At 60.2% G+C, this 15,000-nt stretch carries 16 protein-coding genes and 1 pseudogene; 9 read left to right on the top strand and 8 right to left on the bottom strand.

Translation table 11 applies throughout. The annotated features are described in order from the left end of the window. Positions 1 to 57: 57 nt before the first annotated feature. The 3 genes from AB4Z35_RS25720 to AB4Z35_RS25710 all read right to left on the bottom strand — a co-directional run bounded on the left by AB4Z35_RS25720 (position 58) and on the right by AB4Z35_RS25710 (position 2,297). Complete coding sequence (locus AB4Z35_RS25720) at positions 58 to 516, bottom strand: MerR family transcriptional regulator (RefSeq protein WP_442100144.1); 459 nt, start codon at positions 514 to 516, stop codon at positions 58 to 60. A gap of 433 nt (positions 517 to 949) precedes the next feature. Further along, complete coding sequence (locus tag AB4Z35_RS25715) at positions 950 to 1,564, bottom strand: alpha/beta fold hydrolase (RefSeq protein ID WP_442100169.1); 615 nt, start codon at positions 1,562 to 1,564, stop codon at positions 950 to 952. A gap of 196 nt (positions 1,565 to 1,760) precedes the next feature. Continuing rightward, positions 1,761 to 2,297 carry an AAA family ATPase gene (locus AB4Z35_RS25710; protein WP_442100143.1) on the bottom strand — a complete coding sequence of 179 codons (537 nt, stop codon included), beginning with the start codon at positions 2,295 to 2,297 and terminating at the stop codon, positions 1,761 to 1,763. Between the two features lie 591 nt (positions 2,298 to 2,888). Here AB4Z35_RS25710 and AB4Z35_RS25705 point away from each other — a divergent pair. Together AB4Z35_RS25705 and AB4Z35_RS25700 are read left to right on the top strand one after the other, a co-directional pair. Beyond that, the gene (locus AB4Z35_RS25705) at positions 2,889 to 3,014 is read left to right on the top strand and encodes a hypothetical protein (RefSeq protein WP_442100141.1); all 126 of its coding nucleotides are present in this window, start codon (positions 2,889 to 2,891) and stop codon (positions 3,012 to 3,014) included. A gap of 274 nt (positions 3,015 to 3,288) precedes the next feature. Further along, positions 3,289 to 3,383: pseudogene (locus AB4Z35_RS25700) on the top strand (methyl-accepting chemotaxis protein); the annotation flags it as partial. A gap of 58 nt (positions 3,384 to 3,441) precedes the next feature. Here AB4Z35_RS25700 and AB4Z35_RS25695 read toward each other — a convergent pair. Next, a complete protein-coding gene (locus AB4Z35_RS25695) occupies positions 3,442 to 4,401 on the bottom strand; it encodes an HlyD family secretion protein (protein WP_442100140.1) in 960 nt (319 codons plus the stop codon). A 3-nt stretch (positions 4,402 to 4,404) separates the two neighbouring features. Further along, positions 4,405 to 4,776 carry a DUF3302 domain-containing protein gene (locus tag AB4Z35_RS25690; RefSeq protein WP_442100139.1) on the bottom strand — a complete coding sequence of 124 codons (372 nt, stop codon included), beginning with the start codon at positions 4,774 to 4,776 and terminating at the stop codon, positions 4,405 to 4,407. Between the two features lie 151 nt (positions 4,777 to 4,927). Between AB4Z35_RS25690 and AB4Z35_RS25685 the strand changes: the two genes are divergently transcribed. Both AB4Z35_RS25685 and AB4Z35_RS25680 read left to right on the top strand, forming a co-directional pair. After that, on the top strand, positions 4,928 to 5,590 hold the full coding sequence (locus tag AB4Z35_RS25685; protein ID WP_442100138.1) for a hypothetical protein: 663 nt from the start codon (positions 4,928 to 4,930) through the stop codon (positions 5,588 to 5,590). A 77-nt stretch (positions 5,591 to 5,667) separates the two neighbouring features. Further along, the gene (locus AB4Z35_RS25680; RefSeq protein WP_442100137.1) at positions 5,668 to 6,750 is read left to right on the top strand and encodes a sterol desaturase family protein; all 1,083 of its coding nucleotides are present in this window, start codon (positions 5,668 to 5,670) and stop codon (positions 6,748 to 6,750) included. Positions 6,751 to 6,894: 144 nt separating this feature from the next. Here the strand turns inward: AB4Z35_RS25680 and mug are convergent, their stop codons facing one another. Together mug and AB4Z35_RS25670 are read right to left on the bottom strand one after the other, a co-directional pair. Beyond that, positions 6,895 to 7,416, bottom strand: a complete 522-nt coding sequence (gene mug / locus AB4Z35_RS25675; protein ID WP_442100136.1) for a G/U mismatch-specific DNA glycosylase — start codon at positions 7,414 to 7,416, stop codon at positions 6,895 to 6,897. Continuing rightward, the gene (locus AB4Z35_RS25670; protein ID WP_442100135.1) at positions 7,409 to 8,035 is read right to left on the bottom strand and encodes a TetR/AcrR family transcriptional regulator; all 627 of its coding nucleotides are present in this window, start codon (positions 8,033 to 8,035) and stop codon (positions 7,409 to 7,411) included. The genes mug and AB4Z35_RS25670 overlap by 8 nt, the downstream gene beginning before the upstream one ends. Positions 8,036 to 8,295: 260 nt before the next feature. Between AB4Z35_RS25670 and AB4Z35_RS25665 the strand changes: the two genes are divergently transcribed. From AB4Z35_RS25665 to AB4Z35_RS25645, 5 genes are all read left to right on the top strand, one after another. Further along, positions 8,296 to 9,432, top strand: a complete 1,137-nt coding sequence (locus AB4Z35_RS25665) for an HlyD family secretion protein (protein ID WP_442100134.1) — start codon at positions 8,296 to 8,298, stop codon at positions 9,430 to 9,432. Continuing rightward, positions 9,432 to 10,928 (top strand): DHA2 family efflux MFS transporter permease subunit, encoded by a 1,497-nt coding sequence (locus AB4Z35_RS25660; protein ID WP_442100133.1) that lies wholly within the window; start codon positions 9,432 to 9,434, stop codon positions 10,926 to 10,928. Before AB4Z35_RS25665 ends, AB4Z35_RS25660 begins: the two co-directional genes overlap by 1 nt. 19 nt (positions 10,929 to 10,947) lie before the next feature. Further along, positions 10,948 to 12,426: an efflux transporter outer membrane subunit gene (locus tag AB4Z35_RS25655; RefSeq protein WP_442100132.1), complete on the top strand. Its 1,479-nt coding sequence runs from the start codon at positions 10,948 to 10,950 to the stop codon at positions 12,424 to 12,426. A gap of 23 nt (positions 12,427 to 12,449) precedes the next feature. Continuing rightward, the gene (locus AB4Z35_RS25650) at positions 12,450 to 13,400 is read left to right on the top strand and encodes an aldo/keto reductase (protein WP_442100131.1); all 951 of its coding nucleotides are present in this window, start codon (positions 12,450 to 12,452) and stop codon (positions 13,398 to 13,400) included. 64 nt (positions 13,401 to 13,464) lie between these two features. Further along, the gene (locus tag AB4Z35_RS25645) at positions 13,465 to 14,397 is read left to right on the top strand and encodes a LysR family transcriptional regulator (RefSeq protein ID WP_442100129.1); all 933 of its coding nucleotides are present in this window, start codon (positions 13,465 to 13,467) and stop codon (positions 14,395 to 14,397) included. A 56-nt stretch (positions 14,398 to 14,453) separates the two neighbouring features. Here AB4Z35_RS25645 and AB4Z35_RS25640 read toward each other — a convergent pair whose 3' ends face one another. Continuing rightward, positions 14,454 to 14,726, bottom strand: a complete 273-nt coding sequence (locus tag AB4Z35_RS25640) for a DUF2790 domain-containing protein (protein WP_007999077.1) — start codon at positions 14,724 to 14,726, stop codon at positions 14,454 to 14,456. Between the last annotated feature and the right edge of the window lie 274 nt (positions 14,727 to 15,000).

The following is a 15,000-nucleotide window of genomic DNA, read 5'->3' as shown; positions in this document are numbered from 1 at the left end:
ACGCAAACCGGCCTGCCTCGGAACAGGGGCAGGTCATTTTTCCCGATCGGTGTACCATCACTCCCTGTTCAGCGCATCGATGATTGGGCAAACGGCCCCGCCGTCGCCTGCATCGCACTCTTGCAGCAGTCCGCCCAGCACCTGCCGCATGGCGGCAAGATCGGCTATCTTTTGCTCGATCAGGGCCAGTCCGCCCAGCACCTGCCGCATTGCGGCAAGGTCGGCCATCTTTTGCTCGATCAGGGCCAGCTTGTGCACGGCCAGTGCCCGAGTCTCACTACAGGTGCAGGCCGCATCCAGTGTCAGCAGTGCGCCCACCTCATCCAGCGTAAATCCCAGCACCTGCGCCCTCTTGATGAAGCGCAGCCGTTTGACCTGTTCCGGTAGATAGCATCGATAACCGCTGAACGGCTCTGGCGGCTCAACCAGCAAGCCACGTCGCTGGTAATAGCGAATAGTCTCGACGTTCATCCCGGCAGCTTCCGCCAACATGCCAATACTCAGCCCTGTCTCCATCGCACGCCCCTTGATTCTGTACCTGGGTACGGAGTGTAAAGTGATTCTAGGTTAGATCAGTTCAATGGAGAGAACGATCCGTGGTTATAGGAGGTGTGTCATGTGGAGTCAGCCTCTGATGCTTGTGGTGATCTACCTGATTATCACCCTCAGCATCGGCGGGTTGTATACCATTGCGCTCATGTATTGGCTTTGATCCAATTGGTGACGATCGGTCAGTCTGCATTTGGTACCGTTTTCGGCAGGCAGCTTTGTCCCGGTTTCTGCCTGTCAAAGTCGGCAGAAAATGCCCCGTAGCAGTTGGTCAACGAGGTGCGAAATCACACGTCATAGACTCAATGTTGGTTCGTACACTTTTAGCTACGCTTGAATTTTTTTTCATCTCTACGCAGTTTGCGCAGAGTATCTGACGCGGTGGCAACAAGTGTTCCGCTCACCTGCAGGCCAGATGTCTCTCGATCAACCTCGCCACCTCGGCTGCGTGAGTAAAGCCCAGACTGTGATCGGCGCCAGGGAAAACGTGTAGTTCCGCGCAGGGTAACAGTTGAGCAAGGCGCTGGCCGACGCGAACGGGGCTGATCAGATCAGAATCTCCCCAGAGGAGCAGGACTGGCATGCGCAACTCGACCAACCGGAGCGTGAGGTCGGTGCGGTCGTCGAGAAACCACCTCGGCAGTGTCGGGTTGGCGGAAGCAAAGTCCGGGCGCCAGTCATGCGCGTCCAGAGCAGACATATCCACCCCGCCAGAGGTGACGGTCAGCGTCAGGTGCGTGATCAGCTCAGGGCGTTCAAGCGCTGCAAGCACAGCGACTATACCGCCCATGGACTGCGCCACCAGCGCTGTGGGCCGGTCGATCTCGGCCAGCACGCGAGTCACCAGATCATCCATGCCGGTCACGCCAGGCAAGGGCGGAGTGTCTCCAAAGCCGGGCCAGCCGATATGGACCTGCTGCGCCGGGTGTGCCAGGCGCTCAGCAACCGGATACCAAAACCGGGTGTTACCTGAGGCTCCGGGCAGGAAGAGGAGTTTGGCGGGGGATGCGATCACGGGTTCGGTCCTTGAAGGTGGGATTGAAAGAGTCAGCAGGAGGGCAAAATGGATGCCGCAAGGTTCGATGATCACTTCGCAAGGAGAGCCGCGACCCATAACGGACGTTCTTGGTGGTGTCCTGTTCTGCTTGTACCTCAACGCGTACGAGCGCGGGTGTCTCACCATAACCTTGGGGGCGAGTGCCGCTGTCCATCTATTCAAGACAGGTTTCAGGCGTTGCAGGCAAGCTATCGAGAAATGCGGCAATCTGCCGGGTACCACGCAGGTGCACCGTAGGAATTTGCGGGCCTATGGCCAAGCGCACCGCCTCGATGCCTGGACGGTAGCCACGATCGAAATTCCACACGAAATGCAGAAAGGTAAGGAACGCCCGGTCGATCTTCTCTGTACAGCCTGCTGCAAGGTCAGGGCGAGGGCGGTTCATTGCGCTGCGCATGATCACCCGGGTGAAACAGGTGAGCCGCGGCGTATCGAGCCAGATGATCAAGTCGGCACGGGGCAGGCGAAGATCGAATGTACGCCGGGCATAGTTGCCTTCACAAATCCAGGCAGTCGGTGCGATCGCTTCGCTGACCCGTGCGCGGAACTGTTCAGCGTCGGGTTCGACCCAGTCGGGCTCCCAGAACAGTGTGTCCAAGTGCACCACGGGCAGGCCAAGACGCATGCCGAGGGCGCGGGCGAGGGTAGATTTACCGCTACCGGCATTGCCCAGAATTACAATCCGTTGCATGGTCGGACTTCCTGTCGCGAAAAAAGCCGACAATTGTGCAGGTTTCGGGGCATCAGTTAAAGGCTGATGGGGGCGACCGCACCACAGGAATGAATTTTTTGTTGTCTACTGCGCTATTTGCAAATGGGAGCAAGATGTCGCTCCCTCTTTTGTCCCCAATGAACGTCGGCTACTGGCCGGATTCGGCCTGTCGCCACCGTCAGCTTCGGGTCCAGGCTGTGTGAAAACGTTTTGGAGCAGGTTTGACCGTCAGGACTGGAACGAAAAGCGCGTTCCTGCGCAAACTTCCAGTCTGCTGGTTAACCAAACGCTGGCAGACTTCACGTAGCAACGCACACTTCGAAACAGCGCATGCGTTTTCACACAGCCTGGGTCGTTCTCTGCCGGTCATGGTCACAAAGCGTGATGGTCAAATTCGATGCAAATGACTGGTCAGGTCGAATGCAATTGGGTGGGCAGGCCTGTGCAATTACCCAGCTTATGGAACTGAAGACCATTCCTGCCATCGAAACCTTACGGGCGAGGCGGCCGTTGTAATGGTTACACATTCGCATTGAGCGCCCTGTTTGGCTGCAAAGCCGGGAGGGTTGCATGGAAAAGAGCGCGATGTTCAAGTTCTTTGCGGGCTACCTGTTCGTGTGCGCCCTGCTGGCATGGGGGGTGACCCAGGCGTCTCCCTGGATTGTCTCGCACCTGCTGTTGAACTGGATTTTCTAGCGCCACGTCCCTCGATACTTCGCTCGACGATCCCGATAGCTCAAACACCGCAATGGTGCGATCCACGGTTTGACCTTCTTCTCCTGACCACCTACCTGCACCTGCGTACTCGCGCCAACCCGTACTACACCCACTGGAAAGACCAGCAGGTCAGCCGTGTTGGACCCGGACACGCAGTTCGCGCACCTCTTCAAGTCTAAACATGCAAGCGAGCCTGGTCCGGGCGGTGCTCCGACGATGGCGGACTTTCAGTTAGCGTGAGCGTTGACTGTGCAACGCGGCGATTGAAGCTGCGCGGGCAGGGGAGCAGGGGAGCAGGGTCGCGGGTTTGCGGTGGTGGCGGATGAAGTGCGGCAGTTGGCGGTGCGCCAGGGAGTCGTGCAACTGACCCAATTCAAGGATTGAGCCAGTTGCTATCGTTGCAGGGTTAGTGGAACGGAAAGATGTAGTTCATCCATGCAGCCATGCGCAGCAGGATCTTGCGCATCATCGCGATGTGATGGAAATGCTGGCTGTACAGCGCCGCCTGGCCGTAGGCCCCGCCGGGCATCTGGTCGGCGTACTGGGCATAGTCGGGATCGGTGATTTCAATGATCACCGGAACCCGGCCGGCCGGTGGTGAACCGGTGAAACCGATCAGTGTGCCCGAAGGTTGAACCTGGCCTTCGGCGATGACCGAAACGACGGTTTTGACCTTGCCTTCGAACACCTTCCCGGGAATGCCGTCGAAAGCGACTTCGGCCTCGTCGCCCTCTGTCAGGCGCAACAGGCTGTTCTGCCGCATCCACGCGGCGAAGTAATGCCCTTCGGCGGGAATGAAGACCATCGAAGGGCGCAGCGGCAACTTGGTCGCCATCATGCCCGGACGCAACGAAACGTGGGTGACGAAGCCTTTGCTCGGCGCGCGGACCGTGGTGTTGTCGAGTTCGTACTGCACGTTGTCCAGTTGTGCCTTCAGGTCATCACTGCGAGCGACCACGACGTCCAGTTCCCGTTGGGTGGCGAAATTACGCTTGATCAGCTCGGTGATCCGGGCGCGATCGGCCTGGGCGACAAGCAGTTGTGCCCTGAGGGATTTCAGACGGTATTCGAAAGGCGTGGGATCGATGCGAAACAGCACATCGCCTTTTTCCAGGGGCTGGTTGCTCTTGACCGGCACGTCGATCACCTGGCCGCTGACCACGGGAATTACCGGAACCGATACGAAATAGGAGCGCGCCACCTCGGAGTAAGGGTGGTTGTAGTTCATCGTGAAAATCAGCGCGCCAATAATCACGATCCCGCCCAGCACCGCCGTGGGCACCGTCCATTTGTTCAGGGGGATACGGAAGATCTTGAAGATGGCAACGCAGAGTGCGGCATACGTCAGAATGAGTAAAAGATCCATGGCTCAGAGGCCCTCGCCGAGATTGTCCGTTGGCAGCCTGCTCTGGGCAGTGCCGGTTGCCGCCTCGAGGCGCTCGATCCGCCCTTGCAGTTCGGCGACCTGTTGTTCGAGGTGAACCACATGGCTTTTTGCTGAATGTCCGTCATTGAAACCCCAACCCCGGTCCTCCCGATAGGCCATCGCCCAGATCCACAGGAACGGCCAGAGTGCGTGCAAGGTGAACAGGCTGACCCAGCCGGTGGCGTGGATCGCATCCTGGTGAGGGTGGTTGCGGTGGACGGCAATTTCATAGGGGATGTCGTGGAGCAGGATGATCCCGTAGAACAAGACGAGCCCGACAAATATCAGTATGCCCAGCGCGAAGTAATCAAGCATGAATCACTCCTCTTGAAACAGGTGACATGTGCGCATGAGTGTAGTCGTTCAATCTACACTTGACGGGAACGCGGATATCCAGCCTGAGCGACCGGTGCCTGGCCGAAGCGTCGACCGGTATCGTGCAGGCAGACCCCGACGAGGTGAAATCATGCCAGGCAATGGTCAATTCGAAAGGGTGCCTGTACTTGACCCTGTCGAGCGCATTACCGAGGTGATCTTCGGCCTGCTGATGGCCATGACGTTCACCGGCACCATCAGTGTGGCCACGGCAGACCAGGCCGCCGAACGCACGATGATGATTGCCGCACTCGGTTGCAATCTCGCCTGGGGACTGGCCGATGCGGTCATGTACCTGTTGCGCGCACTGGTCGAACGCACGCACAGGATCAAGCTGTACCTCGCCCTGCGCAATGGCACGGACGCCGCGGCCGGTCAGGCGCTCATTGCGCAAGTGTTGCCGTTGCAATTCGCGGTGGCGGCCGGCAGCGAGGGCCTGGAATTGTTGCGCCGTCGCCTGCTCGAGCAGCCTCCCTTGCCAACCAGGGCCGGCCTCGGCTGGAACGACTTCAGGGGTGCTCTCGGTGTTTTCCTGTTGGTCGTGTGCTCGACATTCCCGCTGGTGGTGCCGTTCATACTGCTCGATCAGACGGCACTCGCCATCCGCCTGTCCAACCTGGTCGGCCTCGTGGTGCTGTTCATCGCCGGCTGGATGCTCGCCAGGTACGCTGGTGCCACGCAATGGCAGGGTGGGGTGATCATGGCCGTCGTGGGGGCCGTGCTGATCCTGGCAATTATTGCGCTGGGTGGATAACAACTTGGCATAATTCAACACACTAAAGACTCATTCTCATTTACAATTGCCCTTCCATTTACGTCGGGCAGCCTGGTATGGATGTTCTTGCCGCTATCCATCTTTATTTATTCCAGTGGGTGATCGAGCCGGTCACCCGGCAGTTCCTGGGCATTTTCGACTTCAACGGCAGACTCGGTCTATCCTTTCTCTGCATGTCTTACAGCGTCGCTTATTGCCTTTTCCGCTTGCGCAAATCCCGGGGCCTGACCGACGCACGCTCGTTCGGACAGTTCATCGGCGGCCGCCGGGTTTACCTGCACCGCTCGGCGTTGCTCGACTACCGCTATTACTTCGTACTCGCCATTCTCAAGGTTGCCCTGGTGCTGCCCATCGTCGGCCTGGTCGATCCGTATGTCTTGCGTTCAGCGGACTACATCGCGTTCTTCACCCACCTGTGGGGCGCGCGCACGGAAGTGGAGGAGCACCTGGCGCTGACCCTGCTCTATGGGCTGGGCGTATTTCTGGTCAAGGATTTCAGCCACTACTGGGGTCATCGCGCTTTTCATTCGCGGTATTTGTGGGCCTTCCACAAAGTCCATCATTCGGCGCCCGTGCTGGTGCCGGCGACGGCCAGCCGTGTGCATTTTCTGGAAGAGGTAGTCGAGAAACTGACGGATACCGTCTGCGTCGGCGCGTTTGCCGGGGTCTTCTGGTACGCCTGCGGTGGGGAGATCAGCCGCTATACCTTGTTTGGCGTGACCTACATGGTGTTCATCTTCAATGCCCTGGCGGCCAACCTGCGTCACAGCCATGTGTGGTTCTCCTTCGGGCCGGTGCTTGAGCGGGTACTGAGCAGCCCGGCGCAACACCAGATTCATCACAGCGATGCGCCGCGACACTTCAACAAGAACTTCGGCATCAATCTGTCGCTGTGGGACTGGATGTTCGGCACCCTCTACGTCACCCGGTCCACACCCGAGGCCATCCATTTCGGCACCGGGGAACAGGATCACGAGCGTTACCTGACGATGAAGGGGTTGATCGTCACGCCGTTTGTGGACATCGCCCGCAGGATCCTCTGTGCAATACGCCCGAAAGCACAGCGTGAAAGCGGATCTGATCCGTATTTTTCAGCGCAATCTGCCTCTGTAACGGATACAGCCGCCAGCCCACAATAAATCTCCGGTACGGCAGCGCTCGGCGCCTCTGTACCGCCAATTCATAGTGTGGGAGGCCGCATGGCCAAAATGACGATTTTTCTCGGCGGTTTTCTGCTGTTGACCATTCTGATCGGCGTGCTGGCGACGATTCCGCCGACGTGATTACCCCCGCCGGTTTTCGTCGACGGCCAGCCGCAGTTCACGGTAGGCCGTTACCAGTTGCTCGAGGCTGAACCCACGATTTCTCCCGCTGGGGTTGGGCAGGATCCAGACCGAGACATTGCCGAAGGTTTTCGGTTGCAGGCCCCAGGCAATGTCGCGCTGACCGGACAGCGCGCAATACGCCGCCTTGCCCAGAAACGCTACGAAACGCGGCGCATGGCGGGCGATTTTCTGTTCGAACTCCGYAGCTGCAGCGGTGAACTCGTGCAAGGACAACTGATCCGCACTGGCCGTCGGCCGCTGGACCACAGCGGTCAACCCGCAGTGGTAGCGCAAGATCGTCCGATCGTTTTCCGGTTGCACTTGCTCGGGGGTAAACCCGGCGAGATGGAGCGTGCGCCAGAAGCGATTGCCGCGTCCGGCAAAATGATGCCCTTGGGCAGCGGCAGTCATTCCGGGATTGATCCCGCAAAAGATCACGGCCAACTGCCCGGCAAGAATGTCTTCGAGCTTTTCACTCACCGCAGATCACTCTGATCGCCTGGTGTGCGAGTTCCGTCAGCTCGGCCCGGGATTTACCGGCCCGCGCACGGATCGAAATGCTATGCAGCAGGGAGGAGGCGAGTACGGCAAGGGCGGTCGGGTCTGCATCGCCTTTTAACTCACCCGCATTGATGGCCGCTTGCAGGCGAACTTCCAGATCGGCATCCAGCCGGCTCAACCGGTCGGAAAGCACCTCGCGAATCTGCGGGTCCTCAACAGCTTCGGTGGTTGCCGTGCCGATGGCGAAGCAACCGCGGGGCTGGCCGTCTCCCGAGAAGTAAATCGATAACTGCCCCTCGTAGAAACGCTGCAAGGCCTCGGCCAACGGCAGATCCAGGTCCGTCAGCGCCTCGTGCATGGCCGCCGCGGCAAACTCCCAATATTGCTCCAGCGCTTTGATATAGAGCGCGTGTTTGTCGCCGAATGCCGCATAGAGGCTGGGGCGATTCATGCCGGCGGCGGTGGCGATGCTGTCCAGCGACGCGCCGGAATAGCCGGTGTTCCAGAACACGCCGAGTGCCTGCTGCAAGGCTGTCTGCGGGTCGTATGCCCGAGGGCGGCCGCGGCCTTTGCCCTCTGTCGATTTATTTTGTGCCATGTCGTACAAAAACCTTGTGAGAAGGTGGGTCGAGGGATATTCTTACACCATCGCACAAAATTAAGGAATCAGAAATTCCTTGATCCAGGGTTTGTTGTAGCCGAGCGCGAACTGAGTGTTGCGGCGACGAAACCGACGCGGTGGGAGCGATCCTCCTGACCGCGCACGGGCTTGCTTCATTCCAGCATTTATTGACATTCGGGCCGTCGGCGATGGTTGCCGACGCCGGCCCGATTACTCGGCTAAAGGCGTACTCGATCATGACCAAATCGTTCGATATCCCGGCTTCACAAACCTTCGGGCAGCCTGGCCCAAACCCGGTCGGCGCGCCCACCAGAAAACCGCTGAGACAGACCTTGCGTCCATGGCTGATGGTGGGTGTTCCCATCCTGTTCGCGGCGCTGGGCTATGCCCACCATGTGTCGGGGCAGGCGTATGTTTCGACCGATAACGCTTATGCCCGGGTGGCGAAGGCGTCGATCAATGCGCGGATCTCCGGGCAGGTGGTGGACATCGCTGTCGAAGACAATCAGCAGGTCCACAAGGGCCAGGTGTTGTTCCGGATCGACCCGAAACCGTTCCAGATCGCCGTCGACCGTGCGCAAGCGCAACTGAGCGTGGCGCGGCTGCGTATCGACGGGCTCAAGGCCAGCTATCGCCAGCAACAGGCGGAACTGCAATCGGCGAAAGAGTCGGCTGACTTTGACCAGAAGGATTTTGCCCGCAAGAAAGCACTGGTCGCGACCGAGTTCGTTTCAAAGTCGATTTACGAGCGGGCCGACACTGACGTGAAGGTGGCGCGGCAACGGATCGCGTCCATCGAGCAACAGATCGCCAGCACCGTGGTGGCCCTGAACGGCAATCCGGACATCGATGCCGATAGCCACCCGACGGTTCGCGAGGCCAGGGCGCAGCTCGACGAGGCGCAGTTGTACCTCTCGTACACCACGGTGTATGCGCCGCAGGATGGCATCGTGGCCAAGGTCGACGACTTGCAGGTGGGCAACTATCTTAACAACGGCGCGCCGGCCTTTGCCTTGTTGTCCGGTCACGAGACCTGGATCGAGGCCAACTTCCGCGAAACCGACGTGACCCACATGCGCCCGGGCCAGGAGGCCACCATCCGTATCGACACCTACCCGGATCGCGTGTTCAAGGCCCACGTCACCAGTATGAGCCCGGGGGCCGGGTCGGATTTCGCGCTGCTGCCGCCGGAGAATGCGACCGGCAACTGGGTCAAGGTGACGCAGCGGGTGCCGGTACGGCTCGAGCTCGACGAAGTGGACCCGGCGTTACCGCTGTTCTCCGGGACCAGCGCCACGGTGAGGATCGACACCCGGTTCAGCAGCCCCTGGTGGCATCCGCTCAAGGCGTTGCTGACCGCAGGTAACTTCTGATGAACGCCCAATCGGTGGTAAGCCCCGGTGGGGAGGGTGCGCGTTCGCTCAGGCTGGCCGCCTTGCTGGCGACCTATATGCAGTCGGCGAACCTGCCGCTGCCGAACTCGGCGCTCAGGTTGATTCAGGGCAGCCTGTCGATGAGCGACGATCAGGCGGGGTGGATTTTCACTGCGTACCTGGCCGCGAGTGCGATCAGCATGCCACTCGCGCAGTGGCTGGCCGGGCGCTTTGGCTTGAAGTTGGTGTATCAGGCAGCGCTGGCAGTGTTCTTCCTTGGCCTGTTGCTCGCCACGGCAGCGACGACGCCGCTGGAATTCGTGGGTGCGCGCATCGTTCAAGGCATCGCCAGTGGCGTGCTGGCACCGCTGTCGATGGCAATTGCCACGGAAACCTTGCCGCTGGAAAAACGCGCAAAATTTGGCGCGAGCTGGACCGCCATCGTGCTGTTCGGCATCGTCAGCGGCCCGAGTATCGGTGGCTGGATCGCCGAACATTTTGGCTGGCGCCCGATGTTCTACCTCAGCGTGCCACTGTCGGCGTTTATCTTCCTGGTGGTAGCGCTGTTGCTGGCGCAGAAGAAGGCCGAGAAACCTCCGGCGTTCGATTTCTTCGGTTTTGGCACCTTCACCCTTGGCATGATCAGTCTGCAAATGCTGCTCGACCGTGGTGAGCGCCTGGACTGGTTCGCCTCGCCCGAAATATGGCTGGAAGCCGTGGCGTCTGCGCTGGGGATCTACCTGTTCGTGGTGCATGTGCTGACCTCGAACGTGCATTTCCTCAACAAGCGCTTGCTCAAGGACCGCAACTTCGTGTTGTCGACGGTGATCTTTTTCGCCCTCGGTTTTGTGCTGTTGTCGACCATGGCCCTGACCTCGCCGATGCTGGACGAGATTCTCGGCTACCCACCTGACACCACTGGTGCCTTGACGATTCCTCGTGGCATGGGACTGGTCGGCGCCTTTCTGCTGATGGGCCGGGTTCCCGAGCGCTTCGACCGTCGTCCCTTCGTGGCGGCAGGCGTGGCGGTGGTGGTTTACGCCAACTGGCTGATGCTCGGCTATTCGCCGCTGATGGACGCGTGGCCCGTGGCCGTCGCCGGTGCGATCCAGGGCGCGGGCCTGGGCATGCTGATGCCGGCGGTGACCAAGGTCGCGTTCAGTACGCTCGACCCGACACTGCGCCCCGAAGGCACCGGCCTGTTCAATCTGGCCCGTGTCTACGGCAGCACGCTGGGGGTGGCGATCGTCCAACTGTTCTTCTTCAACAACACCCAGGCGATGCACATGGCGCTGGCCAGCAACCTGACGCCGTACCGCGCCGCCGCGCATTCGCTGGCTGCGGCGCCCTTGCAGGTGCTTGGCGGACTCAACGAAATGATCACCGGCCAGGCCGCGTTCATCGCCGTGATCGACCAGTTCAAGATTTTGCTGGTGGTGATGCTGGTGGTGAGCCCGCTGGTGTTGTTTCTTCGCAAGCCCGTTGCGGCCAATTAGTTTTCGTGGAGTTTGCCAAATGAATGCTTATGCGCTGGTCATCAACAGATATCTGCTGCAAACGAAGATCGCGGGGTTGTCGCTGCTTGCATTCCTGACGGCCTGCACCGTTGGCCCCGACTATCAAACTCCGGCGGCGAGTTCGTCGCAGCACTATGACCCACAAGCCGAGCAGCGTCTTGCCCGCGGCGCTGACCCACGCATCGACCTGGGCAAAAAAGTCAGTGGCGACTGGTGGACGGCCTTTCGCTCGCAGAAACTCGACCACGTGGTTCGTCGAGCCATCGACGGCAACCTGGACCTGGTGGCCGCCGATGCCACGATCCGGCAAGCGGCGTCTTCTGTTGCGGCGGCGCAGGGGGCGCTGTATCCGCAGGTCGATTTCGGCGCCGTGGCTGGTCGTCAACGGGTGCACAACTCCAAGGAGCCCACCATCTCCAATTTCTATGCGATTGGACCGCGGGTGGGTTTCGACCTTGATGTGTTCGGCAGCAACCAGCGATTGGTCGAGCAGCAGCAGGCGTTTGCCGACCTGCAGAAACACCGGTACGAAGCGGCGTACCTGACCCTGACTGGCAACGTCGCCAGCCAGGCGTTGCTGGTGGCCTCCGCCAATGCGCAGATGCAAGCCGTGGAAAAGCTGCTGGCCAATGACGCGAGGAACCTTGAGCTGGTGCGCATGGCCCACCTCAATGGCTCCACCACGCAGATCGATGTGTCGCTGGCCGAGACCCGTCTCGCCCAGGACCGCACGCTGTTGCCGCCCCTCGCTCAGCAGCGCGATGCGGCGCGCCATGCGCTGTCGATTCTGACGGGGAAGGGGCCGGCGGACTGGATCGCTCCCGACTTCGACTTGAGCGAGTTTGCCTTGCCGTCGAACATGCCGGTGAGCCTGCCTTCGGAAATGGCCCACGACCGCCCGGATGTGCTGCAAGCCGAAGCGCAACTGCACATGGCCAGCGCGGCGGTGGGTGTGGCGACGGCCAACCTCTATCCCCACGTCACGCTGTCTGCGTCCCTGGCGCAGGCGGCTTCGGGCAATGGCGGCGCGGCACTCTGGGGTTTCGCTGCCGGGTTGGCCGGGCCGCTCTTCGATGGCGGTACGCTCAAGGCGCAGCAGCAGGCCGCCGTCGACGGTTACAAGGCGACGCTCGCCGGTTACCGGCAAACGGTCATCACCTCGTTCGGGCAGGTCGCCGACACCTTGCAGGCGATCAACCATGACGCCGAGGAACACCAGGCCCAGACCGATGCCTTGCGAGCAGCCGAAACCAGTTTGCAGTTGAACCGGCAAGCCTTTGCGCAAGGCGAAAACAGCATCCTCCAGGTCCTGGAAGCGGAGCGTGCCTACGAGCAGGCGCTGCTGGGGCAGATCCGCGTGAACACCGCGCAATACCTCGACACCGTGCAGTTGTTTGTTGCGCTGGGCGGCAACGCCGTCGGTGCGTTCGAGCAACGCGTGGCGTCCGGCGACGGGCAGAAACCTTCGTATCAATAATGGCTGCGGCCTGGAGCAAAGACATGACCTATGAAGCCTTTCACGACGGACTGCGTGATACCGGATTTGTGCTCAACCATGGGGCGGTCGAGATGCCGGCGGTTGGATTCGGTACGTTGTTCCGCGATCTCGCCACCACGACCCAAGCGGTCAAGGAAGCGCTGGCCGCCGGTTTCCGCCATTTCGATTGTGCCGAGCGCTATCGCAACGAAGCACAGGTTGGCGTTGCGCTGAAGGAGGTGCTGGAAGCGGGCAAGATCCGCCGCGAGGAGCTGTTCATCACCACCAAGCTGTGGAACACCAACCATCGTCCGGAGCGCGTCCAGCCCGCGTTCGAAGCCAGTTGCCAACGCCTGCAAGTGGACTACATCGACTGCTACCTGATCCACACGCCGTTTGCCTTTCAACCCGGCGAAAACCAGGACCCGAGGGACGAGCAGGGCAACGTCATCTACGACAACGGCGTGACGTTGATCGAGACGTGGCGGGCGCTGGAGCGACTGGTGGATGAGGGACGGGCCAGGTCCATCGGTGTGTCCGATATCACGCTGGAGGCGCTGAAGGCGCTGGTCGCCGTCGCCCGGATAAAACCCGCCGTGGTGCAGGTCGAGTCCCACCCTTATTTACCGGAGTGGGAGTTGCTTGAATTCTGCAAGGCGCACGGAATCATCGTGCTGGCGTTTGCGCCACTGGGGCATGGCATGCAACCGAATGTGCTGGAAGACCCGGTGATCACCGGCATCGCCCGGCGCGTGCAGAAAACCCCGGCCCAGGTCGCACTGGCCTGGTCGGTGCAACGTGGGGTGGCGTTCCTGACCACCTCGGCAACGCCGGGCCATATCCGGGAAAATATCGATATCTCGACCTTGCCGTTCAGGGCCATGGTTGAAATTCAACAAGACATCACAACCCGTATACGCTTCAACTCGGTGGTTGAAACCGGTGTCCCCGGATTCATTCCGCGCAAGCAGTAGTTGCTGACGCCAGGGCGGTCCGTCACAGGACCGTCCTGCTTGCCTATCCCTTGAGGTGAAAACGATGGATGTTTTCCAGACCCTGCGCTGTTTCACGGCGGTCGCCCAAAGCGGCAGCTTCACGGCAGCGGCCGCGATGCTGGACACCACCACGACCAACGTTTCAAAAGCCGTTTCCAGCCTGGAGGCCAGGTTGCGGACGCGGCTGATCAACCGGACCACCCGGCGCCTGGCATTGACCGAAGCCGGTGTGCGCTATTTGCAGCGCTGCGAGCGGATTCTGCAGGACATGCGCGAAGCCGACGAAGAGGCGGGCACGGCGCAGGTCATGCCCGCAGGCCGGCTGAAAATCCATGCCATGTCGGCCATTGGTAACCATTACGTGATCGGTGCCATTGCCCGCTACCGAGAAATCTGGCCTTCGGTGCTGTTCGATCTGACCGTGACCAATCGGTTGCCGGATTTGCTGGAGGAGGGCTATGACATGTCGATCGTGCTGGCGCGGGACCTGCCCGACTCCGGATTCGTCGCCCAGCGGCTGGGCATCACCTACAGCATTCTCTGCGCCTCACCTGAGTACCTGAGCCAACGCGGGATTCCCGAGTTGCCGAGTGATCTTGGCGGCCATGATTGCCTGCGGATCGTCAACACGGTCATGCCGGTCGAGCACTGGGTATTTGAAGGTCCGCAGGGGATAGAAACCTTCAGCACGCCGGTGTCGCCCTTTCACGTCAACACGGCCGACGCCATGACATTCGCGATCAAGAACGGGATGGGGATTGGCATCCAACCGATTGCTTCGGCCGTCGAGGGCCTGCGGGCGGGGACATTGGTGCGCGTATTGCCGGGGTATCGGCTTGAAGAATTGAACCTGTTTGCGATCTATCCGTCACGCAAGTTCGTGGATGCAAAAATAAAAACCTGGGTGGAATTTCTGAAGCACTCCATTCCGGGTGTGCTGGCGTCTGATGAAAAAATTGTCGGTGCACCTGTGTAGCGTTGTGGCTGGCGCTGTACGCATGGAGTGTCGACCCTCCATCGTCCGTACAGTGCTCACCCGTTCGAGCAACCGGTGCCCATCACTTGATACTCAACGGTGCGGCGTTGGCCCCGGGAATCTTCATAGGTCATGCGCGCCGGAACCGGTCCGCATTCGTTGGCGATTTCCGATACTTCGATGACGCGTTTGATATCAAGCCTGGTGCCGTATGTGTAGGTTTCAACCGGCGGTTGGCTGGTGGCGGCAGTCGAGTGGCTGTCGTCTGCAAAGGCCTGGGTGCCGGCGCTGCCAAGCGCAAGCAAGAGTGCGATGTTCAACAGTTTCATGATCTTCACCTCGTGGTTAAAGCGTTATCCCTTGAGCCTTTTTTCCCGCGTGAGTGGATAGCGCCTGTTTGGCTTTACTCACTTGGGTAGAACCGATGGTAGGCGTTTGGCAAGGGCGCAAATATCGGTCGGCGGGATAAACACTGTTGCCGGATTGATCATGAATAGAGGGGCTTTGGCTAATGCCAGTCAGTTAAGCGCTAATGCGATCTGTAGCAGCTGCCGAGCCCGCGAGGCTGCGTTCGGCTGCGAAGCAGTCGTAAAATCAGTCAGT

This window comes from Pseudomonas sp. KB_15, assembly GCF_052114525.1.
Classification (GTDB): domain Bacteria; phylum Pseudomonadota; class Gammaproteobacteria; order Pseudomonadales; family Pseudomonadaceae; genus Aquipseudomonas.
This window is presented reverse-complemented; position numbering and strand designations above follow the sequence as displayed.